At 70.0% G+C, this 24,193-nt stretch carries 23 protein-coding genes and 1 pseudogene; 9 read left to right on the top strand and 15 right to left on the bottom strand.

Going from position 1 to position 24,193, the window contains the following annotated elements; translation table 11 throughout:
* Positions 1-504, top strand: a pseudogene (locus ACIBH1_RS13180) (AMP-binding protein); the annotation flags it as partial.
* Positions 505-605: 101 nt separating this feature from the next.
* On the opposite strand, the gene ACIBH1_RS13175 reads toward ACIBH1_RS13180, so the two are convergent.
* Positions 606-1,112, bottom strand: coding sequence for an O-acetyl-ADP-ribose deacetylase (locus ACIBH1_RS13175; RefSeq protein ID WP_397313917.1), 507 nt, complete (start codon positions 1,110-1,112; stop codon positions 606-608).
* A 32-nt stretch (positions 1,113-1,144) separates the two neighbouring features.
* Here ACIBH1_RS13175 and ACIBH1_RS13170 point away from each other — a divergent pair, with 32 nt between their 5' ends.
* Both ACIBH1_RS13170 and ACIBH1_RS13165 read left to right on the top strand, forming a co-directional pair.
* Positions 1,145-2,101, top strand: coding sequence for an MBL fold metallo-hydrolase (locus ACIBH1_RS13170; RefSeq protein WP_397313916.1), 957 nt, complete (start codon positions 1,145-1,147; stop codon positions 2,099-2,101).
* Entirely contained in the window at positions 2,098-3,564 is a 1,467-nt protein-coding gene (locus tag ACIBH1_RS13165; protein WP_397313915.1) for an FAD-dependent monooxygenase, read from the top strand. Before ACIBH1_RS13170 ends, ACIBH1_RS13165 begins: the two co-directional genes overlap by 4 nt.
* Before the next feature lie 22 nt (positions 3,565-3,586).
* Here the strand turns inward: ACIBH1_RS13165 and aspT (ACIBH1_RS13160) are convergent, their stop codons facing one another.
* The 5 genes from aspT (ACIBH1_RS13160) to ACIBH1_RS13140 are packed head-to-tail and all read right to left on the bottom strand — an operon-like array spanning position 3,587 to position 10,721.
* Entirely contained in the window at positions 3,587-5,275 is a 1,689-nt protein-coding gene (gene aspT / locus ACIBH1_RS13160; protein WP_397313914.1) for an aspartate-alanine antiporter, read from the bottom strand.
* Positions 5,272-6,879 (bottom strand): bifunctional aspartate transaminase/aspartate 4-decarboxylase, encoded by a 1,608-nt coding sequence (locus tag ACIBH1_RS13155; protein WP_397313913.1) that lies wholly within the window; start codon positions 6,877-6,879, stop codon positions 5,272-5,274. Before ACIBH1_RS13155 ends, aspT (ACIBH1_RS13160) begins: the two co-directional genes overlap by 4 nt.
* Before the next feature lie 9 nt (positions 6,880-6,888).
* Positions 6,889-8,586 carry an aspartate-alanine antiporter gene (gene aspT, locus ACIBH1_RS13150; protein WP_397313912.1) on the bottom strand — a complete coding sequence of 566 codons (1,698 nt, stop codon included), beginning with the start codon at positions 8,584-8,586 and terminating at the stop codon, positions 6,889-6,891.
* A 36-nt stretch (positions 8,587-8,622) separates the two neighbouring features.
* Complete coding sequence (locus tag ACIBH1_RS13145; protein ID WP_397313911.1) at positions 8,623-9,996, bottom strand: threonine/serine exporter ThrE family protein; 1,374 nt, start codon at positions 9,994-9,996, stop codon at positions 8,623-8,625.
* Positions 9,993-10,721, bottom strand: coding sequence for a ZIP family metal transporter (locus ACIBH1_RS13140; protein WP_397313910.1), 729 nt, complete (start codon positions 10,719-10,721; stop codon positions 9,993-9,995). Before ACIBH1_RS13140 ends, ACIBH1_RS13145 begins: the two co-directional genes overlap by 4 nt.
* Before the next feature lie 36 nt (positions 10,722-10,757).
* On the opposite strand from ACIBH1_RS13140, the gene ACIBH1_RS13135 reads away from it, so the two are divergent.
* The 3 genes from ACIBH1_RS13135 (at position 10,758) to ACIBH1_RS13125 (ending at position 13,872) form a co-directional block, all read left to right on the top strand.
* Entirely contained in the window at positions 10,758-11,654 is an 897-nt protein-coding gene (locus ACIBH1_RS13135) for a 3-methyladenine DNA glycosylase (protein WP_397313909.1), read from the top strand.
* Positions 11,655-11,724: 70 nt separating this feature from the next.
* Complete coding sequence (locus tag ACIBH1_RS13130) at positions 11,725-12,357, top strand: GPP34 family phosphoprotein (RefSeq protein WP_397313908.1); 633 nt, start codon at positions 11,725-11,727, stop codon at positions 12,355-12,357.
* 24 nt (positions 12,358-12,381) lie between these two features.
* The gene (locus tag ACIBH1_RS13125) at positions 12,382-13,872 is read left to right on the top strand and encodes an APC family permease (protein ID WP_397313907.1); all 1,491 of its coding nucleotides are present in this window, start codon (positions 12,382-12,384) and stop codon (positions 13,870-13,872) included.
* Between the two features lie 37 nt (positions 13,873-13,909).
* On the opposite strand, the gene ACIBH1_RS13120 is transcribed toward ACIBH1_RS13125, so the two are convergent.
* From ACIBH1_RS13120 to ACIBH1_RS13110, 3 genes are all read right to left on the bottom strand, one after another.
* Positions 13,910-15,619 carry a cation acetate symporter gene (locus ACIBH1_RS13120; protein WP_397313906.1) on the bottom strand — a complete coding sequence of 570 codons (1,710 nt, stop codon included), beginning with the start codon at positions 15,617-15,619 and terminating at the stop codon, positions 13,910-13,912.
* Positions 15,616-15,963, bottom strand: a complete 348-nt coding sequence (locus ACIBH1_RS13115; protein WP_397313905.1) for a DUF485 domain-containing protein — start codon at positions 15,961-15,963, stop codon at positions 15,616-15,618. The genes ACIBH1_RS13120 and ACIBH1_RS13115 overlap by 4 nt, the downstream gene beginning before the upstream one ends.
* A gap of 134 nt (positions 15,964-16,097) precedes the next feature.
* Positions 16,098-16,862 carry an IclR family transcriptional regulator gene (locus ACIBH1_RS13110; protein WP_397313904.1) on the bottom strand — a complete coding sequence of 255 codons (765 nt, stop codon included), beginning with the start codon at positions 16,860-16,862 and terminating at the stop codon, positions 16,098-16,100.
* A 64-nt stretch (positions 16,863-16,926) separates the two neighbouring features.
* Between ACIBH1_RS13110 and ACIBH1_RS13105 the strand changes: the two genes are divergently transcribed.
* Positions 16,927-18,090, top strand: coding sequence for a 4-hydroxybenzoate 3-monooxygenase (locus ACIBH1_RS13105; RefSeq protein ID WP_397313903.1), 1,164 nt, complete (start codon positions 16,927-16,929; stop codon positions 18,088-18,090).
* Positions 18,091-18,096: 6 nt separating this feature from the next.
* Entirely contained in the window at positions 18,097-18,303 is a 207-nt protein-coding gene (locus ACIBH1_RS13100; RefSeq protein ID WP_397313901.1) for a heavy-metal-associated domain-containing protein, read from the top strand.
* Here ACIBH1_RS13100 and ACIBH1_RS13095 read toward each other — a convergent pair.
* From ACIBH1_RS13095 to ACIBH1_RS13085, 3 genes are read right to left on the bottom strand one after another with little or no spacing between them, the layout of a single operon-like run.
* Positions 18,285-19,184 (bottom strand): DUF1838 family protein, encoded by a 900-nt coding sequence (locus ACIBH1_RS13095; RefSeq protein WP_397313900.1) that lies wholly within the window; start codon positions 19,182-19,184, stop codon positions 18,285-18,287. The genes ACIBH1_RS13100 and ACIBH1_RS13095 overlap by 19 nt on opposite strands.
* Before the next feature lie 41 nt (positions 19,185-19,225).
* The gene (locus tag ACIBH1_RS13090; protein ID WP_397313899.1) at positions 19,226-20,218 is read right to left on the bottom strand and encodes a hypothetical protein; all 993 of its coding nucleotides are present in this window, start codon (positions 20,216-20,218) and stop codon (positions 19,226-19,228) included.
* Positions 20,215-20,703, bottom strand: coding sequence for a SigE family RNA polymerase sigma factor (locus tag ACIBH1_RS13085; RefSeq protein WP_397313898.1), 489 nt, complete (start codon positions 20,701-20,703; stop codon positions 20,215-20,217). Before ACIBH1_RS13085 ends, ACIBH1_RS13090 begins: the two co-directional genes overlap by 4 nt.
* Positions 20,704-20,759: 56 nt before the next feature.
* Here ACIBH1_RS13085 and ACIBH1_RS13080 point away from each other — a divergent pair, with 56 nt between their 5' ends.
* Positions 20,760-21,257, top strand: coding sequence for a class I SAM-dependent methyltransferase (locus ACIBH1_RS13080; RefSeq protein WP_397313897.1), 498 nt, complete (start codon positions 20,760-20,762; stop codon positions 21,255-21,257).
* Here the strand turns inward: ACIBH1_RS13080 and ACIBH1_RS13075 are convergent.
* Genes ACIBH1_RS13075 through ACIBH1_RS13065 form a run of 3 tightly spaced genes read right to left on the bottom strand, consistent with a single transcriptional unit; the run spans position 21,217 to position 23,924 of the window.
* Positions 21,217-21,738: a GNAT family N-acetyltransferase gene (locus ACIBH1_RS13075; RefSeq protein WP_397313896.1), complete on the bottom strand. Its 522-nt coding sequence runs from the start codon at positions 21,736-21,738 to the stop codon at positions 21,217-21,219. The genes ACIBH1_RS13080 and ACIBH1_RS13075 overlap by 41 nt on opposite strands.
* A 60-nt stretch (positions 21,739-21,798) precedes the next feature.
* The gene (locus ACIBH1_RS13070) at positions 21,799-22,896 is read right to left on the bottom strand and encodes a hypothetical protein (protein ID WP_397313895.1); all 1,098 of its coding nucleotides are present in this window, start codon (positions 22,894-22,896) and stop codon (positions 21,799-21,801) included.
* Positions 22,893-23,924 carry a helix-turn-helix domain-containing protein gene (locus tag ACIBH1_RS13065; RefSeq protein ID WP_397313894.1) on the bottom strand — a complete coding sequence of 344 codons (1,032 nt, stop codon included), beginning with the start codon at positions 23,922-23,924 and terminating at the stop codon, positions 22,893-22,895. Before ACIBH1_RS13065 ends, ACIBH1_RS13070 begins: the two co-directional genes overlap by 4 nt.
* Positions 23,925-24,193 lie beyond the last annotated feature (269 nt).

Genomic DNA, 24,193 nt, shown 5'->3' with positions numbered 1-24,193 from the left:
GGCGAGTTGTGCACGCGCGGCTACTCGGTGATGCTCGGCTACTGGAACGAGCCGGACAAGACCGGCGAGGCGATCGATGCGGCCCGCTGGATGCACACCGGTGATCTGGCCACCATGGACGCCGACGGGTACGTCAACGTGGTGGGCCGGATCAAGGACATGGTGATCCGGGGCGGGGAGAACATCTACCCGCGTGAGATCGAGGAGTTCCTCTACCGGCACCCCGACGTCGCTGATGTGCAGGTGATCGGGGTGCCGGACGCCAGGTACGGCGAGGAGCTGATGGCGTGGATCGTGATGCGGGAGGGCGCCGCCCCGTTGACGGTGGAGGCGGTCAGGGAGTTCTGCGCCGGCAAGCTCGCCCACTACAAGATCCCGCGTTATGTGCATGTGGTCGACGGTTTCCCGATGACGGTGACCGGCAAGATCCGCAAGGTCGAGATGCGCGAGCGCGCCATCGGCCTGCTGGACCTGGGCCACGCCGCAAGCACCACGACCGTCTGAAGGCTCCGCCGGTCGCCGGAGCGCGCAAGGCCGCGACCGTCTGAAGGCTCCGCCGGTCGCCGGAGCGCGCAAGGCCACGACCGTCTGACGACCCCGGCCGCTCACCCGAGGGCGCGGGCGAAGGCCGCGTACGCCTCCGGCGAGAACAGCACGAACCGCAGTTCCGCGACCTGCGTCGACGCCGACCGGACGGCGTGCACGGCGATGCGGGCCGCGTCGTCCACGGGCCAGCCGAAGATCCCCGTCGAGATCGCGGGAAAGGCCACGGAGGCGGCGCCCAGCGAGTCGGCGACCCGCAGCGCCTCCGTGTGACACGAGGCCAGCAGCGCCGAGCGGTCCTCGGCCGCCGAGTAGACGGGCCCCACCGTGTGGATCACCCACCGGGCGGGCAGCGCGCCCGCCGTGGTGGCGACCGCCTGCCCGGTCGGCAGCCCGCTCCCGTAGCGGGAGGCGCGCAGCGCGCGGCACTCCTCCAGGATGGCGGGCCCGCCCTTACGGTGGATGGCGCCATCGACGCCGCCGCCGCCCATGAGCGAGGAGTTGGCCGCGTTGACGATCGCGTCGGAGTCCTGCTCGGTGATGTCGCCCAGGACGAGGGTGAGGTCCATGCCCCCAGTGTCCCAGGGCTTACGCTGGGAGCATGGTCAAGGCGTTCGCCTCATCGGCAGATCTCGAGGCCAAGCAGCAGACCCTGGAGATCCTCGCGGACGGCGTCTACGCGCTCACCGCCGAGGGCGACCCGAACGTGGGCGCCGTCGAGGGCGACGACTTCCTGGTCTGCTTCGAGGCGCTGGCCACCCCGGCCGCGGCCCGCGACTGGCTGGCGGTGCTGCGGCAGCACACGCGCAAGCCGGTGCGCTACCTGGTGTTGTCGCACTATCACGCGGTGCGGGTGCTGGGCGCGAGCGCGTTCGACGCCGACGTGATCGTCGCCCACGACCGGACCCGCGCGCTGATCGCCGAGCGCGGGCAGCAGGACTGGGAGTCGGAGTACGGCAGGATGCCGCGCCTGTTCAAGGAGCCCGCGTCCATCCCCGGCCTGACGTGGCCCACGCTGACCTTCAGCGACAGCCTGACGATCGACCTGGGCGAGCGCGGCCCCCTCGTGCTGCGCCACTGCGGGCGCGGCCACACCGAGGGCGACCTGGTCGCCTGGCTGCCGCGCGAGAGGATCCTCTTCGCGGGCGATCTGGTCGAGTCGCAGGCGGCGCTCTACACCGGCGACGCCTTCCATCGCGACTGGGCGGGCGCGACGCTCGACCGGGTGGCGCAGCTGGGAGCCGAGACGCTGGTCGGCGGCCGGGGAGCGGTCGCGCGCGGCGCCGAGGCGGTGGAGGCGGCCATCGCGCAGACCCGAGACTTCCTGCACGTCATGATCACCGAGGTGGGGGCGGTGCAGCGCGCCGGTGGCACGCTCAAGCAGGCGTTCGAGCGCGTGCACACCCTGCTGGAGCCCCGCTACGGCCGATGGCCGATCTTCGAGCACTGCCTGCCGTTCGACGTCTCCCGATTGTGGGACGAGCTGGAGGGTGTCGAGCGGCCGCGCATCTGGACCGCGCAGCGTGATCGCGAGGTGTGGGAACAACTCCAGTCATGAACGAGCCGGTGGTGGTCGTCGGGGCGGGCCCGGTGGGGCAGACGGCCGCGCTGCTGCTGGCCCGCTGGGGGCTGCCGGTCGTGGTGCTGGAGCGCCGCCACGCCCGTGAGGCGGTCGGTTCGAAGTCGATCTGCCAGCAGCGCGACGTGCTCGACGTCTGGGCGTCGGTGGGCTGCGAGGCGATCGCGCGCGAGGGGCTGACCTGGACCACGGCGCGCACCTACCACCGCGACCGCGAGCTGTTCTCGTGGAGTTTCGTCGACGAGGGCCACCTGCCGCCGTTCGTCAATATCTCGCAGACGCGGACCGAGGAACTGCTCGACGAGGAGATCGCGAAGAGCTCCGCGATCCGGGTGCGGTGGGGGCACGAGGTCGTCGGCCTGGAGCAGGACGACGACGGTGTGACCGTCATGACCCGGACGGGCGGCCCGGTCAGGGCCGGCCACGTCGTCCTGTGCGCGGGTGGCCGGGCCGACGGGTTGCGGCGCGGCCTGGGCGTCGCCTTTCCCGGCGAGACCTACGACGACGAGTTCCTGATCTGCGACATCCGCGCCGACCTGCCCCGCTGGGCGAGCGAGCGCCGCTTCTACTTCGACCCGCCCTGGAACCCCGGCCGCCAGGTGCTCATCCATCCCTGCCCCGGCGGCACGTTCAGGATCGACTGGCAGGTCCCGCCCGGCTACGATCCCGCCGCCGACGACCTCGACGCCAGGATCCGCCAGGTCATCGGCGCCGCGCCGTACGAGCTGCTCTGGCACTCGGTCTACCGTTTCCAGTCCCGCGTGGCCGACCGGCTGCGTGCCGGACGGGTGTTGCTGGCGGGCGACGCGGCCCACCTGTTCGCGCCGTTCGGCGCGCGTGGCCTGAACTCCGGCGTGGCCGACGCCGAGAACGCCGCCTGGAAGATCGCGTTCGTACGGCGCGGCCTGGCGGGGGAGGGCCTGCTGGAGAGCTACCACGCCGAACGGCACGCCGCCGCCCTGGAGAACCTGGAGATCACCGCCGCGACCATGCGCTTCCTGGTGCCGCGTACCGATGAGGAGATCGCCCGGCGGCACACGATCCTCGAAGGGGCGGCCGAGGACCCGAGCCAGGTCGACTCGGGACGGCTGGCCGAGCCGTACTGGTATGTCGGCTCGCCCCTGACGACACCGGAGCCGAGCAGGCCCTTCGAGGGCAGGCCGCCCAAGGGTGCGATGCCGCCGCCCGCTCCCGGCGTGCTCATGCCGCTGCGCGACGCGAGGCTGAGGAAGGTGGCGCGCACCGGCTTCACGCTGCTGCGCGGCCCCGGTTGCCCGCCGGACCTGGCGCGGGAGCCGGTGACGGTTCTCGACGGGGTGGAGGGCCCGGCGCCGGGCGAGGCGTGGCTGCTGCGCCCGGACGCGCACATCGCCGCGATCCTGCCCGGAGCCACTGCGGAAACGGTGGCCCGGGCCCTGCGAACCGCACTGGGCGGCCCCTGATCAGCCCCTGATCGGCCCCTTGTCAGCTCAGCGCGTTGGCCATCGCCACCACGATCGGGCCGAGCAGCGGCAGCACCACGTTGGAGAGCGCGTACACGATCGTGTACGACATCAGCGGCGTGGTGTTGCCCGCCTGCTGCTGCACCGCGGTGATCGCGGGTGTGGAGCACTGCTGGCCCGCGACCGACCCGAGGGCCAGCGGCGCGGGCAGCTTCATCACCTTGAACGCCACGAACAGCGAGATGCAGGCGGGGATCAGGGTGATGAGGATGCCGGTGATCGGCAGCGCGAAGCCGAACTTCTGGATCAGCTGCACCGCGGCGGGACCGGACGACAGGCCCACCGCGCAGATGAACGTGGCCAGGCCCAGGTCCTTGATGACGGAGGCCGCCGCCGGGTCGTACTGGCCGATCTTCGGGTTCTTCGCCCTGATCCAGCCGAACAGCAGGCCCGACAGCAGGCAGCCGCCGCCGGTGCCCAGCGACAGCGGGATGTCGCCCAGCGGGATGACGATCTTGCCGATGAGCATGCCCAGGATGACGCCGACGGCGATGAAGATGAAGTCGGCCTTCACCGCGGAGTCCAGCCGCACGCCGAAACGTCTGGCGGCGGCGTCGACGTCCTTCTTGGCGCCCGAGATGCGGGCCACGTCGCCCGCGTTGACGGTGGTGCCAGGCTGGAGCGGCAGCCCCTGCTCCATGCGGGTCAGGCCGGTCAGGTAGACGCCGGTGTGCTCCTGCGCGGCCTGGGCGCGAACCTGGCTCAGGGTGACGCCGTTGACGTCCTTGCCGGTCAGCAGTACTTCGGCGATGTCGAGCTCCAGGTCCAGGCCCGCGGGGTCGGCCACCTCGGGCCCGATGACCGCGTAGGCCTGCACCAGGTCCGAGCGCAGGCCGTACAGCACCACCACGTCGCCCGCGTCCAGGGCGGTGTCAGGCGTGGCGTCGACGAACCGCCCGGCGCGGCGCAGCCGCTCGACGGTGGCCCGCCCGCCGAGCGCGCTCTCCACCTGCGAGATCGTCTGCCCGGCGGCGAGGGAGACCTCGTGGGCGCGGCCCACGACGCTGGGCAGCGCCGTGGTCGCGTCCTCGTCGACGTGGCCCTTGCTGAGCTGCTGCCACAGCTTGGCGGCCTCGTCGCGCAGGTTGAAGCGCAGCACGGCGGGCGCGATCTGCGAGGTCAGCAGCACGATGGTGATCAGGCCGCAGATGTAGGAGATGGAGTAGGCGGTGCCGACGTTGGCCTGCAGCGCCGCGATCTGGTCGGGCGGCAGGTTGAGCTTGGCGATGGCGTCGGTCGCGGTGCCGACCACGGCGGACTCGGTGGCGCCGCCGGCCATGAGGCCGGCCGCGGTGCCGATGTCGAGGTTGAGCACGACGATGGCGATCGCGGTGATCGCCAGCACGGTGATCACCTCGATCAGCGTGAACCAGCCGTAGCGCAGGCTCTTCTTGTTGAGGCTGGCGAAGAACGACGGGCCGCTCATGTAGCCGAGGGTGAAGATGAACATCGCGAAGGCGATGTTCTTCACCTGGTCGTTGAGCGTGATCCCGCCGAGCATGCCGACGAAGATCGCGACGATCAGCGTGCCCGCGATGCCGCCGAGCGACAGCCCCTTCACCTTGACCTTGCCGATGGCGTACCCCAGCGCCAGGCAGATGAACAGGGCGATCTCCGGCGTGCTCTGCAGGAGATCCTTGAACCAGTTCATGACTTGTCGAACTCCGCCTTGTACCCTTCGACGACCTCGCGCAGCCAGGTGCCGATCTGGGCGTAGTCGTCCTGGGCGAGGTTGGCCAGGCTGACCCGGACGCTCCACTCGGGCCCGTCGAAGCCGCCGCCGTTGAGCAGCACGACCGAGCCCTTCTCGGCCAGGCGGAAGACCGGGTCGACCGGCTCGAAGTTCTGCTCCAGCCAGCCGGCGAACTCCTTGCCCCACGTCTTCTCGACGTAGTTGAGGATGTCGAGCTCGACGTAGTAGCGGGCGGCCAGCGGGTCGTCGGGCAGCGGCACGCCCATGCCCTCGGTCAGCGCCTTGAGCCGGCGGGCGATGACGGCCTGGCAGGTCTTCTTGTAGGTGTCGTCGGTGTCGAGCAGCGCGGCGAGCGAGAACAGCGACATCTGCACCTGCTGCGGCAGCGACAGCCCCGCGGTGTGGTTGAGCGCCACCTGGCGGGAGTCGGCGACGAGCCGGTCGATGAACTTGATGCCGGCCGGGTCCAGGCTGATGGTGCTGTAGCGGTCGCTGAGCCGGTCCTTGTCGGACTGCGGCAGGCCGGCCAGCTTGCCCTCGAAGATGTTGTCCTGGTTGACCGCGATGACGCCCAGGCGCCAGCCGGTGCAGCCGAAGTACTTGCTGAAGGAGTAGACGCCGATGGTGTTGCGCGGCGCGGTCGACATCAGCGAGCGGAAGCCGTTGACGAAGGTGCCGTAGACGTCGTCGGTGATGATCGTCAGGTCGGGGTTGCTGGTGGCGATGATGTTCTCGATGTGGTCCAGCGACTCCTGGGCCAGCATCACCGAGGGCGGGTTCGACGGGTTGACCAGGAACAGCGCCTTGACGTTCGGATCGGCCAGCTTGTCGAGCTCGGCCTGGTCGTACTGCCAGGTGTGCAGGCCGTCCTTGTTCATCTTGGAGGCGGCGATCTCGACCGTCTTGAACTGGTAGCGCTCCAGGTGCGGGATCTCCAGGTACGGCGTGAAGATCGGCGTCATGATCGCGATGGTGTCCTCCGGGCGGAGGATGCCGTTGATGACGCAGGTGTCGAAGATGTAGCACATGGCCGCCGTGCCGCCCTCGACCGCGAACAGGTCGTACGGCCTGGCCGGCGCCTGCCCGGCACACATCTCCTGCACGAGGTAGGCGTGGACGATCCGCTCGGCGTGGTGGAGCATGCGGTCGGGCTCCGGGTAGTGGTCGCCGATGATCGCGTCGGCCAGCTCCCACACGAAGGCGTCGGGCTCGAAGCCCAGCGTGCTCGTACCGTACTCCACGGACTTGCGCAACAACTCGGCGCCGGGCCTGTCCCGGTTGTCGTCGAGGAAGGCGCTGAAGCGGCCGGCGATGCCCTCCTGCGCGGGCATGCCGCCCAGGCCGTCGAACTCCGACCAGGTGCGCCGCGACTCGGCCAGGCCGAAGGAGCCGAGCAGGAAGAACGCCTCGCGTGGCTCGGTGGCGATCCAGTTCGGGTTGCCGCGCCCGGCGTTCAGCATGGTGTGCGCGGCCTTGTTGTCCTTGGCCAGGTCGATGAGCTCGTTCTTCAGCTCGAACGGGCTGAGCGCTTCCCACTTGGTCTCGGTCGCGCGGTCGGCCATGAGTTCCCCCTAAGACAATAGGGCGACGATGATCGTGCCCCAGATGGTGAGCAGTGTGTTGCCGATGGCGTAGGGCACCGTGTAGCCGAGCACCGGGACCTGGCTCTTGGCCGCGTCCGTGATGGCGCCGATCGACGCGGTGGTGGTGAAGGTCCCCGCGGTCACGCCCAGGTTGATGGGGGAGGGCCACTTGTAGATCAGCTTGCCGAGGGCGAGCGTGACGAACATCGGCACCAGGGTGACGACCAGGCCGGCCAGCAGGAGGCTGACGCCCTCCTGCTTGAGCCCGGAGATGAAGTTCGGCCCGGCGGTGATGCCGGTGATGCCGACGAACAGGCACAGGCCGCCGGTGTTCATCAGCCACTCGGCGGCCGGGGGGAAGCGGCCCCACGTCGGGTGCTTGGCGCGCAGCCAGCCGAAGATCAGGCCCATGATGAGCGCGCCGCCGCTGGTGGTCAGGCCGATGTCGGCGCCCGCGATCGCGATGGTCGGGATGCCGATCAGGCCGCCCAGGAAGATGCCCAGGCCGACGAAGGAGAAGTCGGTCTCGTCGCTGGTGCGCAGCGGCTCTCCGACCTTGGGTACGGCACGCTCGACCAGCTCGCGCGGCCCCTGGACGGTGACCGTGTCGCCCACCCTGATCGGGGTGTTGCGGCCCAGCGGCATCTCGATGCCCGCCCGCATGATCCTGGTGATGAACAGGTCGCGCGCCTCGGCGTGCTCGGCCAGCTGCGACGGCGTGAGCCCGTCGGCCTCCTTGCGGGTGATGGCCACGTCGAGCGTCTCGATGTCGTAGTCGAGCAGCTGGGGGTCGTCGACCTCGGTGCCCGCGGCGGTCATCTCGCCGCGGATGAAGTCGGCGTGGTTGGCGGTGACCGTCACCACGTCGCCCGCCTGCAGCACGGTCTCCGGCGTGGTGAAGGCCGCCGTGTCGCCGTGGCGGTAGCGGTGCAGGAAGATGCGCCGCCCGCGGGAGGCGGCCAGCGCCTCGAAGTCCTTGACCGCTGTCCCGGCCAGCTCAGAGCCGGCGGTGATGCGGTAGGTGCGCCGCTCCAGCCGGCGGTAGGCGGGGGCGTCGTCGGGGTCGAAGGAGGTGCCGAGCTCCTTCTCCAATGCCTTGGAGTCGCCGACGAGGCTCTTGGAGCCCAGGAACCGCCAGGCCAGCTGCGACAGGAAGTAGGCCGCCGCGGCCGTGCCGAACAGGTAGCAGACCGCGTAGCCGACCGGGATCTGGTTGACGTAGGTCTGCTTCATGTCGTCGGGGATGGTGGTGGAGGCGTTGATGGCGTCGGTCGCCACGCCGATCACCGCCGACTGGGTGAGCCCGCCCGCGAGCAGTCCCGCGCCCCAGCCGGGCCCGTAGCCCATCAGGACCGCCATGCCCCAGGCGATCAGGAGGCCGATCACGCAGCCGACCACCGAGATGATCACCTGCGGGATGCCGGTCTTCTTCAGCCCGGCGAAGAACTGCGGCCCGACCTTGAAGCCCAGTGCGAACAGGAAGCCGATGAAGGCGACCGTCTTGACCAGGTCGGGGATGGTGATGTCGAGCTGCCCGATCAGGACCCCGGCCAGCAGGGTACCGGTCACCGATCCCAGCACGATCCCCTTGACGCCGATGCGGCCGATGAAGAAGCCGAGCGCCATGGTGAGGAAGATCGCGAGTTCGGCGTGCTGCCGCAACGCGTCAACGAACCACGACCACATGTGCCCCCCTGTCGGAACGGTCGGTGCGCAGGGGGATCACGCGTTGTCAGAGGTTCCCCGAAGTTGATCACCTGAAACGTCGGCCACCGTCACCCTCGTCCGGGGCAGCAGGCTCGCGCCGACCATGATGCCCAGGGCGATCGAGACCATCGTGATGACCGTCTCGAGCAGGTTGGCCAGCCCCGTGGCGTCCTGGCCACTGATCAGCTCGCTCACGCCGGCCAGCCCGGTCGCCCCCGGCACCAGCATCCAGAACGACGGCAGATACAGCACCTGCGACGGGGTATCGGTGCGGCGCTCCACCAGCATCGTGACGACGGGGATGATCAGGCCCGCCGCGAAGGCGCCGAAGAAGCCGCCCGCCACCCCGGCGCCGGCCACCTGGACGGCACGCTCCAGCAGCAGGCAGGCCAGCAGCCACGGCAGCACTCTGGGCCGGGCCGAGTAGAAGATCAGGAAGCCGAGCCCGAGCAGGAGCACCCCGATCCAGGGCGCCCAGCCGCCGAGCCCGTCCTGGGCGGGCAGCGGCGCGGTGCGGTCGCCGCTGGCCAGCGTGCTGCCGACGAGGATGCCGAAGGCCAGCAGGAGCAGGACGTTGGCCGCCGAGGCCAGCCTGGCCATGCCCGAGATGATCGCGCCGGTGGCCAGCTCGATCGTGCCCATCGTCAGGGCCGCGCCCGGCAGGAAGGCGATCAGCGGCGGGATGAGCAGGTCCTCGGGGTTCATGTCGAGCAGCGGCCCGGCCCAGCGCATGGCCGTCCATGTCACCGCCGCCGCGGCGACCACCGGCATCGCCGTGGCCAGGGCCCGGAAACGGGCCCCGAGCAGCTGCAGCACTCCGACGACCGCGCCCAGGGCGGCCCAGCCCAGCACCGCCACCGGTGTCGGATGCTGGAGCAGGCCGAGGCCCACGGTCAGGATCGCGTACCCCGCCACGGAGGTCACAGGGCTCAGACGGGTGGGCAGGTTCACCACCCTGGCCAGCGCCTCGCGTGCCTCATCGATCGGCACCGTCCTGGCGCGCAGCCTGCGGACCAGGGAGTACAGCTCCTGCACCTGGTCCAGCCTGAGCTGGTCGCCGGTGACGGGCACGAAGTCCATCGCGGCCGTGTCGCCCTCGCCGACGCGCACGAACAGGCCGGTGGGCACCACGAAGCAGCGCGCCCTGACGCCGTAGCGGGCGGCGACGTCGCCGAGCGTCGCCATCACCTCGGAGGTCAGCTCGCCACCCTGCAGCAGCGCGCCGCCCAGCCGGCACAGCAGGTCGGCCAGGCCGCGGTTCCAGTCGGCGGCGCGGGCCGCTCCCGGCACCTCCTCGGTGACGTCCGGCAGGGCGTACGGCCCGGCGAACCGGACAGCGAGCCGCCTGAGCCGTTGCGCGAACACGCCCCTTGGGCGCTTCTCGATCATGCCAGCCCCACCACCAGCCACATGAACGCCGCCCCTGCCACGGTCGCCAGCAGGGTCCGCCCGGAGGAACTGCCCGCGTGCGCCTGCGGCAGGATGTCGGCCGTCGCCAGGTACAGCAGGAACCCGGCGAAATACCCCAGGTAGAGCCCGATGACCTCGGGCGGCAGCACGATCAAGGTGCCGACCACCGCCCCCGCCACGGGCGCCACGGCGTCCATGGCGAGCAGGAGGAGGGCCCGGTGGCGCGCGTTGCCGTACAGGGTGGTGATCGTGAAGGTGTTGAACCCGTCGGCGAAGTCGTGCGCGATCACCGCGATGGCCACCGAGAGCCCCAGCGCCGGGCCGGCCTGGAAGCCCAGGCCGATGCCGAGCCCGTCGAGGAAGCTGTGCCCGACCAGCCCCGAGGCGGTCAGCAGACCCACCGACTCCAGCCCGTGGCGGTGGGCGCCGAAGCGGTCCTCCTGGCCGCGGTGGATGGCCAGCGACCGCTCGATGATGTGCAGCGTGAGGAATCCGCCGACCAGGGTGAGCGTCGCGGCGGGCACGCCGAAGATCTCCTGCCCCGCCGCCTCCAGCGCCTCCGGCAGCAGGTCGAAGCCCACGACGCCGAGCATCACCCCGGCCGCCAGACCCAGCACGACCTGCCGGTGGGTGCCCACGCGCAGCGCGATCAGCCCGCCTGCGAGCGTGGAGCAGCACGCGATCAGCGCCACCACAATCGCCATGCGGTCACTGTGCCCGCGCGCCCGGCGGGGCTCGCGATGGCACACGCTGCCTTTGCGGCTTCCTACCATGGTGCGGTGAGAACGCTTGACCGTCAGGAGTGGCAGGACCGGGCCGCCGCGCACGAGCGCCGGGTCGACGGGTGGACCGCCGGACACCTCCAGCGCCGCAAGGCCGGACGTGCCCACCCGGTCGAGGACTTCCTGTTCACCTATTACGGCCAGCGCCCGGGACGGCTGCGCCAGTGGCATCCGGGCGCGGGCGTGCTCCTCCTGGAGGCGAGCGACTACGGTCCCGGCTACGTGAACGTGCCCGGGGGCGCCATCCTGGACGTGGCCGCGATCCTGCCCAAGCGCACGGCCCTGCTGGAGTACGCCACCGCGCTGCTGGCCGCCACCGCCTCGCGTCCCGCCCAGCTCGGCTGTTTCGGCCTGCACGAATGGGCCATGGTCTACCGCGCCGAGGAGGTCCGGCACTCCTCCCAGCCGCTGCGCCTGCCGCCCGAGCGCATCGCCGAGGTGGTGGAGCGCAGGGGAGTGCGCTGCAGCCACTTCGACGCCTTCCGCTTCTTCACCGAGCCCGCCCGCCCGCTCAACGTGCTGCAGCCCACCAGGGAGGCGCAGGTGGAGCTGGAGCAGCCGGGCTGCCTGCACGCCAACATGGACCTGTACAAGTGGGCCTACAAGCTCTCGCCGCTGATCTCCAGCGACCTGGTGGCCGACTGCTTCGCGCTGGCCCGGGAGATCCGCGAGGTCGACATGCGGGCCAGCCCCTACGACCTGGCGGCGCTCGGCTACCGGCCGATCGCGATCGAGAGCGCCGAGGGCCGGACAGAATACGCCGCGACCCAGCGGGCGTTCGCCGAGCGGGCCGCGCCATTGAGAGAGCGATTGCTCGTTGAGTGCCGCAGACTAATGAATCTAGATATTTCATGATGTGTCTGGTAGATATTTCGCGCTGATCAGAATGCACCCCTATTAATGGTCATTCCTTAAGGGCGAATAAATGCTAGCCGATGAACTTTTCCTGATCGCCTGGGACACCACCGGTTCGGGTAAGCCACGGCTGCACGTCCAGGGAATCGCCCTCGGACTCGCCGGCGCGCTCCTGGCGGAACTCGTCATGCGCGGGCGCGTCGCCGTACAGGACGCCCTCGTCAAGGTCATCGACGGGCGGCCGGTCGATGAACGCGTCAGCGACAGGGTCCTGGCCGACATGGCCGAATCGCCGCAGCACACCGATGTCCGCACCTGGCTGGCCTACCTGGCCCAACGCTCCGTCACCGAGGTGAGCGGCCGCCTCATCCGCGAGAGCCGGCTGGAGCGCGAGGCGCCCAAGCTGCTCAAACGGCGCACCAGCCGCTACTACTCCCCGGATTTCGGGCACGCCATGTGGCCCAGAACCCGGCTCCACATGGCCCTGGTCCGCGGCCAGCCGCTGGCGGCGCACGACATGGCCCTGGCCGTGCTCGTCGACTCCTGCGGCATGACCGAGATCGTGGTCGACGACCCCACCGAACGGAAGATCGCCCGGCGCTACCTGACGACCGTGCTGGCGGCGCTGCCGCAGCCGCTCAGCGACCTCGGCAGGCACGTCAGCGCCGCGGTGGGCGACGCCGTCCTCACCTATCGCTCCTGAAACCCCCCAAGGAGACGTTCACCCATGCTCACCCGTGAATCCGGCGGTTCAGGCCAAGGCCCGGACCGCATCGCCGGCGCGCTCGCAGCCAACCGGTTAGGCGCGCCCTCGGTCGTCTACTTCGTCATGTCGGCCGCCGCGCCGCTCACCGTCGTCGCGGGTGTGCTGCCCACGGCCATCGCCGCCACCGGCATCACCGGCCTGCCCATCGCCTTCATCGCCATCGGCCTGGTGCTGGCGCTGTTCTCCGTCGGCTACGTCGCCATGGCCCGCCACATGGCCAACGCCGGCGCCTTCTACACCTACATCAGCCGCGGCCTGGGCCGGCCCGCCGGCGTGCCCGCCGCCTGGGTCGCCATCCTCGCCTACAACGGCCTGGCCGTCGGCGCCTTCTTCATGCTCGGCGTGCAGACCTCGGCACTGCTGGAGGGCTGGCTCGGCACCGCCGTCCCGTGGTGGGTCTTCGCCCTGCTGGCCTGGGCCGTGGTCGCCGCGCTCGGCGTGCTGCGCGTCGACGTCAACGGCAGGCTGCTGGCCGTCCTGCTCACCGCCGAGGTCGCCATCATCCTGCTGTTCAACCTGGGCGACCTGATCAACCCCTCGCCCGCCGGGCTGACGCTGGAGACGCTCTCGCCCGGCCTGCTGTTCACCGAGGGCGTCGCGCCGCTGATCGTCATCGCCACGCTCGGCTTTGTCGGCTTCGAGGCCGCCGTGGTCTTCTCCGAGGAGAGCCGCGAGCCGCGCCGTACGGTGCCCCTCGCGACGTACGCTTCCGTCGCCATCATCGCGGGCCTGTACGCCCTGTCGGCCTGGGCGCTGTCGGTGGCCACCGGACCGGCCAACCTGGTGGCGGCCGCCCAGAAGGACGGCCCAGAGATGATCTTCGTTCTGGGCGGCGCGCACTTCGGGAGCGTCGTCGTCGACATCGCCCGCGTGCTGTTCATCACCAGCCTGCTGGCCGCCTGCATCTCCTTCCACAACACCATCGCCCGCTACCTGTTCGCCCTCGGCCGCGAGCGCATCATCCCGGCCGCCTTCGGCCGCACCAGCCTGCGGACCGGCGCGCCGCGCACCGCCTCCATCGCCCAGAGCACGCTGGCGCTCGTGGTCATCCTGGCGGTCTGGCTGCTGGGCGCCGACCCGATCCAGGCCTTCTTCGTCGGCGGCGCGACCGGCGGCGCGGGCGTGCTCCTGCTGCTGTTCGTGACCGCCGTCGCCGTCATCGCCTTCTTCGCCCGCGAACCCAGCGGCGAGAGCCTCTGGCACCGGGTGATCGCCCCGGTCCCGGCCGCGGTGATCCTGGCCGTCATGGCCTTCATCGCCTTCACCAACTTCGAGGCGCTGCTCGGCGTGCCCGAGGGCGACCCGCTGGCCATGATCATCCCGCTCGTCTACGCCGCCGTCGCCGTCATCGGCGTGGTCTGGGCGCTGATCCTGCGCTCGACCCAGCCGGGCGTCTACGCCCTGGTGGGCATGGGGGCCAAGGCCGCCACCGCCAAGGAGTCCGCTCGTTGATCCCCGTACGGCAGGCGGCCGCGGCGGGGCCGCACAACTACCAGGGCCGCGAGCCGTTGGAGTTGCCGGACGGCACGCCGTTCTGGCCGGCGTGGCGGCCCGTCCCCTCGGCCGTGTGAGAACCGGTGCCGGTCAGCGAGCGCACGGCCAGGTCGTCGTAGCGCTCCTGATCGGCCTTCTCCGTGCTGAGCCTGGTGCCGAGATAGGCGCACAGGAAGCCGATCGGGATGGAGAACAGGCCGGGGTTCTCCATCGGGAACAGGTGGAAGTCGATCCCCGCGGGGAACAACGACAGGCTGTTGCCCTTGGCGTCGACCTTGCCCGAGACCACGGGGGAGAGGAAGACCAGCAGCAGCGAGCTGGACAGCCCGCCGTAGATGCCCGCGACCACGCCGGTGGAGTTGAACCGCTTCCAGAACAGCGACAGCACGATCGCCGGCAGGTTGGCCGAGGCGGCCATCGCGAAGGCCAGGGCGACCAGGAAGGCCACGTTCTGGTTGCGCGCCACCACCGCGAGCACCACCGCGAACAGGCCGATCACGAAGGCGGACACGCGGGCCACGCCGACCTCCTGCGACTCGCGGGGACGGCCGAACATCAGCACGTGGCCGAAGTAGTCGTGGGCCAGCGAGGTCGAGGCCGCCATCACCAGGCCGGAGACGACCGCCAGGATGGTGGCGAAGGCGACCGCGCCGATGAAGGCCAGCAGCAGGTCGCCGCCGACCGGCCCGCCGATGTGCTCGCCGAGCACGTGCGCCAGCTGCAGTGCCGCGGTGTTGCCGCTGGGGTCCTGGGCGGTGATGCGCTCGTGGCCGACCAGCGCGGTGGCGCCGAAGCCCAGGGCCAGGGTCATCAGGTAGAACACGCCGACCAGGCCGATCGCCCAGTTGACGCTCGTGCGGGCGGCGCGGGCGTCGGGGACGGTGAAGAAGCGGCTGACGATGTGCGGCAGGCCCGCCGTACCGAGGACCAGGGCCAGGGCCAGGCTGATGAAGTCGAGCTTGTTGATGATGGTGGCGACCGGGTCGCCCTCGATCTCGCGTCCGTAGCGGTTGCCCGCGTTGAGGAAGTTCTCCTGGCCGCTGGCCCTGGCCGCCTCGCCCAGCATGTCGCTGAGGTTGAAGCCGAACCGGCCCAGGACCAGGGCGGTCAGCACGATCGTGCCGCCCATCAGCAGCACGGCCTTGATGATCTGCACCCAGGTGGTGCCCTTCATGCCGCCGAAGCTGACGTAGAAGACCATCATCGCGCCGACCACGATGATCGTGACGGCCCTGGCCGTGCCTCCCTCCAGGCCCAGCAGGAGCGAGACGAGCGCGCCCGCGCCCACCATCTGGGCCAGCAGGTAGAAGACGCTCACGGTCACGGTCGAGACCACCGCGGCGGTGCGGACCTTGGGCTGCCTGCGCACCCGGTGCGACAGCACGTCGGCCATGGTGAAGCGGCCCGCGTTGCGCATCAGCTCGACCAGCAGCAGCGTCAGCAGCCAGGCGACGAGGAAGCCGATGGAGTACAGGAAGCCGTCGTAGCCCGACAGCGCGATGATGCCGGCGATGCCCAGGAACGAGGCGGCCGACATGTAGTCGCCCGCCAGCGCCAGGCCGTTCTGCGGCCCGGAGAAGGCCCGGCCGCCGGCGTAGAAGTCGGTGGCGTTGCGGGTGTTGGCGCGTGCCCAGAAGGTGACGCCCAGGGTGATCAGGATGAACACCACGAACAGCCCGAAGGTCAGCAGGTGGCCGCCGGTCATCGAAGTCCTCCGGGGCTGCGGCGGTGGCGGGCGGGGCGCGGCGGCGCGGCCCAGGTCTCGATCCTGCGGCGCTCGGCCATGATGCGCTCGATGTTCTCCATCTCGGCGCGGTGCTGCTCGGCCTCGTCGCGCAGTTGCTGCGAGAGCGGGTCGAGCCTGCGGCGGGCGTAGCGGGTGTAGCGCCAGGCCAGGTAGAAGGTCGAGACGAATTGCAGGATGCCGAGCAGGAGCGCGACGTTGATGTTGCCGAAGGCGGGACGCGCCATGAAGTCACGGGCGAATGCCGAAAGGATGATATAGACGAAATACCAGCCCAAAAACGACACGACGATGCTGATCGCCAAACGTTTGAATCGTGTTTTTAATAGGCGAAAGCGTCTGTCCTGCGCTAAACCGGCATAACTGTGCCGCCCTCCCACGGATCCTCCCCTGATCACGCTGCGTGGCTGGCTAACTCCGCAACGATAAGGGGAGGAGGTCACTGTTTTCCGGGAAATCCCGGAAAGACCTGAGCGATCTGCCGAGCGGTGGCCATCAGCAGCTCGGCCAGCCGCGGAAGCTCCTTGGCACGATGCGAGGAGAGCACGATCCCGACCGCCGCGAGCGGGCGGCCGTCGATGACGACCGGGGCCGCGACCGAGCACGATCCGAGCGTCATCTCCTCGTAGGTCAGCGCGTAGCCCTGGCGCCTGACCTGCTGCAGCTCGCGCATGAGCCGGCCAGGCTCGGTGACCGTGTGGCGGGTGGGCCGCTCCAGCTCGCGCCGGAGATAGGCCTGGACGAACCACTCCGGCTCGAAGGCCAGCAGCGCCTTGCCGACCCCCGTCGGGTGCATCGGCAGCCGCCCGCCCTCGCGCGAGGCCAGGGGCACGGCACGCCTGCCGTACAGGTGGTGCACGTAGAGCACCTCCATGCCGTCGCGGACGGCCAGGTGCACGTTCTCCCCGCTGACCGTGAACAGCTCCTGCAGCCAGGGATGGGCGACCTGCTGCAGGTGGCCGGGGGCCAGCCGGCCCAGCTCCCACAACCGCAGGCCGACGTGATAGCGGCCGTCGGGCCCCCTCGTCAGCGCCTTCCACGCCTCGAGCTCGGCCACCAGCCGATGCACCGTGCTCAGCGGCAGCTCGCTGCGCCTGGCCAGCTCGGTCAGGGTGAGCGTCGGGTGATCGCCGTCGAAGGCGCCCAGGATCGCCAGCACCTTGGAGGTGACCGTCCGGCCGCCCTCTCTCGCCCCGCCTGCCATCGGTTTCCACTCAGTAGAAGTCCGCCCTACTGTAACGCGCCACTCCGGGACGATGCTCTCCCTCATGCGCACTCAAGTCGGAATCGTGGGAGCCGGCCCCGCCGGGCTGCTGCTGTCCCACCTGCTCGCCCAGCGGGGCATCTCCTCGGTCGTGCTCGAGAAGCACAGCCGCTCCCACGTCGAGAGCCGCGTGCGGGCCGGGGTCCTCGAACAGGGCACCGTCGACACCCTCGTGGCGGCCGGGGCGGGGGAGCGGCTGCTGCGCGAGGGCCTGGTCCACCACGGCATCGAACTGCGCTACGGCGGAGCGGGGCACCGCATCGCCTTCGAGAAGCTCGTGCCCGGCCGCGCGATCACGGTGTACGGCCAGCAGGAGGTGGTCAAGGACCTCATCGCCCTCGACCCCTCCCGCGTCCGCTTCGAGGTCTCCGGAGTCGCCGTGCACTCCCTGGAGGACTCGCCGTCCATCACCTTCGACGGCGGGCGCGTCGACTGCGACTTCATCGCCGGCTGCGACGGCTTCCACGGCGTCACCCGCCCGTCGGTCCCCGAGGGCGTGCTGACGACCTTCGAGCGCGACTACCCCTTCTCGTGGCTCGGCATCCTGGCCAGGGTCCCGCCGTCGGCCGAGGAGCTCATCTACGCCGCCACCCCGCGCGGCTTCGCGCTGCACTCCATGCGCTCACCCACGATCAGCCGCTTCTACCTGCAGGTCTCGTCGACCGACTCGATGCAGGCGTGGCCCGCCGACCGCATCTGGTCGGAACTGCGCGCCCGCCTCGAGACCGTGCCCGGCTTCTCGCTGGAGACCGGCGAGATCATCGAGTCCGGCATCACCCCCATGCGCAGCTTCGTGACCGAACCCATGCAGTACGGCAAGCTCTTCCTGGCCGGTGACGCCGCGCACATCGTGCCCCCGACCGGCGCCAAGGGACTCAACCTCGCCGTCGCCGACGTCCGCGTCCTCACCGCGGCACTGGACCGCTTCTATGGTGAAGGCTCCTCCGACGCGCTCGACGCCTACTCCGACGGCTGCCTCCAACGGGTCTGGCGCGCCCAGCACTTCTCCTGGTGGATGACCACCCTGCTGCACACCTTCGACACCGACGACCCCTACGCCCAGCGCCTGCAGACCTCCTACCTCGACTACGTCACCTCCTCCGAGGCCGCCGCCACCACGCTGGCGGAGAACTACGTCGGACTCCCATACGGATGGGGGGTACAGTAAGGGCTCATGCACACGTTTTCCGGCACCGTCAAGGGCATGACCTGCGGCCACTGCGTCAGCTCCGTCAAGGAAGAGGTCGGCGAGATCGCCGGCGTCACCGCCGTGGACGTCGACCTGTCCAGCGGCACCCTGACCGTCGAGAGCACGGCCCCCCTGCCCGCCGACGCCGTACGCGCCGCCGTCGAGGAAGCGGGCTACGAGCTGGCCGGCTGACCGTTCGCCTCGCACCACTGCGCCCACGTCAGGCGCCCGCCGTCGAGCTCCTTGGCGTGGAAGGAACTCCACGACGTCTGGTTCGGGCCGGGCGCCGAGGGCGCCGTCGCGAAGAACGCCCCCGCCTCCTTGCGCAGCCAGGGCTCCAGATCGTCGACACCGTCGAGCGTCCAGGCGCGGGCGTGGTAGACCAGATGCCCGCCGTTCGTGTCACGCTCGGCCAGCCCCATGAACGGCGCCCACGGCCCGCTCCGCGTCCAGCTGTTGCGCACCCGCATCGCGCCCTGCGGGATCCCCTCCGCCCGGCTGCGCGCCTCCTGCTGGTTCACGTAGAAGTCGAACATCTCCATCGTCGTGTAGACGCCCTCGCTGAGCCCGAAATCGTCGGCCAGCGTCTCCAGCAGATCGGTGCGGGGCGGGATGTCCATGCTCCACACCCAGTCCTCGTGGATCTCGCGGCACGGGAAGCCCCTGAAGTCGGGGGTAATGGGGAACGGGCCCAGATTCACCGCGTCGTTGTTGATCGGGACCACCGGGTAGACCCTGCCGTCGAGCGGATTGGCCCACTCGCGCAGCGGCGTGGAGGGATCGGCGGGATCGGTATAGCAGACGAACTCCCGGGTGAGCACGTGCAGGAGATTGGTGTCCGGCACGCGGTGCAACCTGCGGATGTTGTAACCCTCCATGCCGAACAGCTTCTGCCCGTGGCGGATCGCCGGGGCCAGGGCGTCGGCGGGGACACGGGCGTAGACGGAGCCGGACATGCGGTAGAGCATGTCGCGGCCGTCGGGGCGGCCCATCGCCTGGAGGAACGCCCTGGCTTTGACGTCTGTGACGAGCTCGTAGAGGGGGGCGGGGTCGGTGGGGGAGAAGTCCGTCATGGGGGCAAGGGTGTCACAAAGATCGCCGGAGATGCTGGGGTCTAGTCGTACCAGCCCACCGACCAGCTGACGAACCTGTTGTTCGGCGACACGGGGCTGTCCAGCCTCAAGGTGATCCTCGCCGGGCCTCGTTCCACGGCCATCGCCATGCGGAACGGCCGGCCCTCCTCCCAGATCGCGCAGTCGCCCGCGCTGCCCGTGTCACGGCCGTCGCGGAAGACACGGAAGCGCAGTTGCCTGGACAATGCGCCGCTGCACAGCTTGTCGAAGGCGAACCGGCCCTTGCCGGTGTAGGTGAACGACACCTCCTTGTCGCGCGGGTAGACGCCGCTGTCGGTGCGCAGGAGTTTCCAGTCGCTCGCGTTCGGCGGGAAGGCGCGGGGAGGGGCGGGGATGATCGGTTCGGCGGGTGGGGTCCATTCGTAGACGGCGATGTCCCAGGCGGCCGGATCGAGGGTGGGGGGTGCGGTCGAGGGTCTGCAGCCCTTGCCCGGTGCGCAGTTGGGCTTGGCGATGGCCTGGGCCGTGAGGGTGAGCGTGGCCGTGGTGGCGCCGGGGCGGGTGTCGGGCAGCGGCCAGCGGAGCACGTCGGTCGTCGTGCAGGGAGGGAAGCCGGGCGGCACGGGCCGCCGGTCGAGGGCGACGGCGAGGCTCACCCGCGCGCCCTTCACGGCCTTGCGGCATTTCACGGCGACTTCCAGGGGCTTTCCCGACAGGGGGATGGTGATCGACAGTTTCGTGTCGTCCGGTACGGCCAGGCGGGCCGTTTCGAGGCGGGTGTGGTCGACCCCGTCCTCGGCGGTGTAGCGCTCGGGGAAGGGGGAGGCGGGCGCCGTGGCGATCTCGGTGTCCTGGGCCGGGCTCAGGATGTACGGCAGGGCGAGCAGGACAGCCGCCATGCCTGCTGTACCGGACAGGGCCGCGGCGCGGCGCACGCGGCGGCGGCGCACACGGGTCATCACGGCGGCGAGCCGCGCCGGGTTGGCGGGCGAGGGGCCCGCGTGGTCGTCGAGGAGGGCGCGCAGGTCGCTCATGGGTGCAGCTCCTTCACGATCGTCTCGTCCACCCGCAGCTTGGCCAGGGCCTTGGCGCTCTGGCTCTTGACCGTCCCGATCTGGCAGCCCAGGATCTCGGCGACCTCGGCCGCCGGCAGGTCCTCGTAGAACCGCAGCACCACCACCGCGCGCTGCCGGGCGGGCAGGCGGCCCAGGGCGCGCCACAGGGCGTCGCGCCGGTCGAGGCCGCCGGCCGCGTCCGGGGTGCCGTGGTCGGGCAGGGCGTCGCTGGGCAGTTCGCGGCGCCACCGGCGCCTCCACCACGAGGTGTGGGTGGTGACCAGGACACGCCGCACGTACGCCTCGGGATCGTCGATGCGCTTCCACGCGAACCAGGCCTTGGCCAGGGACTCCTGCAGCAGGTCTTCCGCGAGCGCCCAGTCCTGGGTCAGCATGAACGCGGTGCGCAGTAACCGGTCGGACCGGGTGGCGACGAAATCCGGGTATATCGAGCGATCAGGCAAGTGTTCCTCCAAACCGTTGACCGTACAGACGCATCGAGAAGGCAGGGAGGTTGCCCGTGGCGGTGCCCAGGCGGCTGGAGTGGGCGGTGGAGCTGCTCGACGTGCGGCCGGACGACCGCATCCTGGAGATCGGGCCAGGAGGGGGCGTGGCCGCCGAGCTGATCTGCGGGCGGCTCGACGGCGGCTCCTACACGGGGATCGACCGGTCGGCGACGCAGATCGAGCGGGCGCGCAGGCGGGTGCCGGGGGCGCGGTGGGAGGCGGCGGCGATCGAGGACTACCGCTGCGACGAGCGGTTCACGAAGGTGCTCGCGGTGAACGTGAACCTGTTCTGGACCCGGTCACCGGCTCACGAGCTGGAGCTCATCGCGGGGCTGCTGGAGCCGGGCGGGGAGCTGCTGCTGGTGTACGACTCGCCCGGTGGGGCGGGGTCGGTGGCGGAGCAGGTGGCGCGGGCTGCCGGCGAGCACGGGTTCGAGGCGCGGGTCGTCGCGGGGGACGGGCTGGCGGCGGTCAGAGCACGCCCTCGAGGGGCTGGGCGACCAGGTCCTTGACGAGGACGTGGCAGTAGTCGATCTCGCGGTCGACCGTCCCGTCGTCCTGGAAGATGTCGCGGGTCGTCTCGAGCCACAGGCGCCAGGGCTGGTAGTCGCGGTTGCGCCAGAAGCGGTGCAGCTCGCTCTTGTCCGGGCTGACTCCCAAAGCGAGCCGGTGGCTGCGGGCCGCCGCGAGCGACTCGGCTTCCTTCACGAGCCGGGTGGCGATGCCCTGACGCCGGAACGCGGGCCGTACCTCGAGGTCGGTGAGGAGGGGGACCCCTTCCAGGCCCGCGCGCAGCTCGGGCTCCTGGGCCGGGGCCAGCCACAGGTAGACCGCGCCGGCCGGGGTGGTGAAGTCGGTCCAGGCGACCAGGAGCTTGCCGTGTCCGGCGTACTGCCGCTTCAGCTGCCGGACGAAGTAGTGCCTCTTGCCGAATGCCGTGATCAGGTCCTCTAGGTGACTGTCGTGGGCCTGCAGAACGCGGACATGCGACATGACATTCACGATCCAGGCGCTGGGGTGTCTGTAACAAGCGGGGAATGACAATGTTGTCAATTAATGCGAAGTTAGCACCCTCTTATTGTCAGGTGTCGTGATATTCCATCGGCTGAGCGCTTCATCGGGTGAATCCGTCCGATGGACCGTATGGACGAATTTGCGCCAGGTTTCGCGATCCCGGCGCCAGGCGTCCAGGTAGGACACGCACAATTCGGCGGTGATATGCCTGGTCAGCCTGCCGCGGGCGGCCAGTAGCGCGTCGGCCAGTCCGGGGCGCTGCCCGTGGTCGCTGGCGAGAATGTGGTCGATGAACCCGCGGCGGCGGTTGATCGCCTCCGTCCAGTAGCCGTGGTCGGCCCTGATCAGATCGTTGCCCTCGTCGAGAAGCCAGTAGAGGCCCTCGGCGAGAAGGTCGCCGAACTCCTCCGCACGGGCACGCTCGTCGGTGCGGAAGGGATCGTAGGGCTGCTGCTCGACCTTGCCGGCGACCCCCACCTGGCGCAGGCCGCGGTCCTTGAGGAGGTAGAACCAGTCCTCGTTGTAGATGTTGGGGAAGAACGAGCGCACCCTCGTCGTCCTGACCGCCATCGCGCCGCCGCCGACGAAGCTGTCCTGCGCCCCGCCGACCGCCCGGAAGGCGTGGCACACGACGGAGTTGTCCGGGTAGCCGGTGTTGTCGAGGCCGACGACCTCGTACCGGCTCAGCAGGCCCGTGGCGAGGCGCAGGTCGTGGCTTCGCGGCACGTGGATGTCGTCGTCGAGGAAGACGACGTTCCTCCAGCCGAGCTGCTTGGCCAGCAGGAGCGCGAGATTGCGCTTGGCCGACAGGTCGCTGCGACGCTCGAAGACGGTGCCGCGGAGCAGGGCGTCGGTCCGGAAGCGGGGGAGGGCGAGCTGGTCGGGTTCCGGCACGTCCACGGCCAGGATCCGCGCGCCTGAACGGCGGTAGAGCGCCTCGGCCGCGCTCGCGGACGACCAGCGTCGGCTGCACAGCAGGACGAGCCGGCACTCGAGCTTCGCCGCGAGCTTGACCGCGTGTTCCAACCGATGCGGGCTGCGGATCGTCGGCACCACAAGGGCGTCGGGCGTCGTGGGCGGCGTCGCCTCGGTCGCCCGCTGCAGCAGCTTGCGATGTGAGGGGTGGTGGAGTGTCATGGCCGCGGCGGCCATTCGTACAGCCGCGAGGCCTCCAGCGTCAGGTCGGGGGTGACGACCATGTTGTTGACCACGGTCACCCGCAGCAGCAGGCAGAAGGCCGCGTCGCTCTTGAAGCGCTCGGAGAGGTACTGGTTGTTGCGGTCCCTGAACTTGCGATCGGTGAACGCCTGGATCGTGCCCAGGTTTCCCCGGCCGTACATGCCGGCGATGATCGTGACCGTGCGCTTGCGGTTGTGCGGATTGGGTCCCCGGTAGAGGAGCACCACGTCGGCGACGAGGGCGTCGGCGTCGTCGAGCTTGCGGTGATACCGCCGGCCCTCGACCTCGAAGTAGGGGCCCTCAGGGGTGTCCCAGTCGTTGACGAGGACGATCGGCATCGCGAGCTGGTCGAGCGTGACCTTGGTGACGTCGTTCCAGTCGCTGCCCCCGAGCAGCACGATGTGGTCGGTCAGATCGTTCGGGCCGATCATCTTGTGGGTGCGGCGGTTGACGGCGGTCGAGGGATTGGCCGCGCGCAGGTAGGCGTAGAGCTCGATGAGGGAGTCGAGGTCGGCGTAGCGGTAGGCCTCGATGTAGTCGGGGCTCTGGGGATCGCTGTAGAGCGGTGGAAGCCCTACGGCGTCGGGCACCTCGGCGACGATCACCGCGACGGCGTTGCCGTCGGGGAAGCGCAGGAGCTCCTCCATCGACCCCGGGTCGGGGGAGGCGCCGAGGGCCTTGCCTCGCAGGGAGAGCAGTTCGCCCTTCAGCAGTTCCATCTCGGCCCGCTCGGCCTCGTTCAGCTCGTCGAACGGGATGAACCGGTGGACGCCGTCGGCGACCGAGCGGCGGGTGCAGAAGAATCGCGCGTAGTCGTCGAGCCTGGCGACGGTGGGCACGGTGAGCTTCGTCGTCGACTCCCACGAGGCGATGAGCGAGATGCTCGTCCCGAACACCTTGGCCAGTTCCTTGAGCGTGAGCTTGTATCCCGGCCATCGCTTCGTGCGCAAGAGTCGCAGGCGTACCGCGAGTTCCTGCCCAGGCATGATGTCCACCTTGCCTTGAATACTAGAAATTCTAGTAGAAATTCAGTTCGCTCCTGCAATTCTCCTGCTAGAGCGTCCGGCCGTTGAAAGCCCTCATCCTAAGGGGACGAACCCCAGGTTGCACCGGCGTTTAGTCGGGAATCTCCTAGTGTAATCGCTGAAAAGTTCAGCCGTTCTCTAGGGGAGGTGAAATAGGGGCAGCATCCTCCGCGGCACTCCGTGATCGGGGCGAAAGGGCAAGACGATCAGAGTGGAGTGCGCGCTCGCCA

Source organism: Nonomuraea sp. NPDC050663, assembly GCF_044456985.1.
GTDB lineage: Bacteria > Actinomycetota > Actinomycetes > Streptosporangiales > Streptosporangiaceae > Nonomuraea.
Note: the sequence above shows the minus strand (reverse complement) of the source record. Positions and strands in the feature narration are given on the sequence as shown.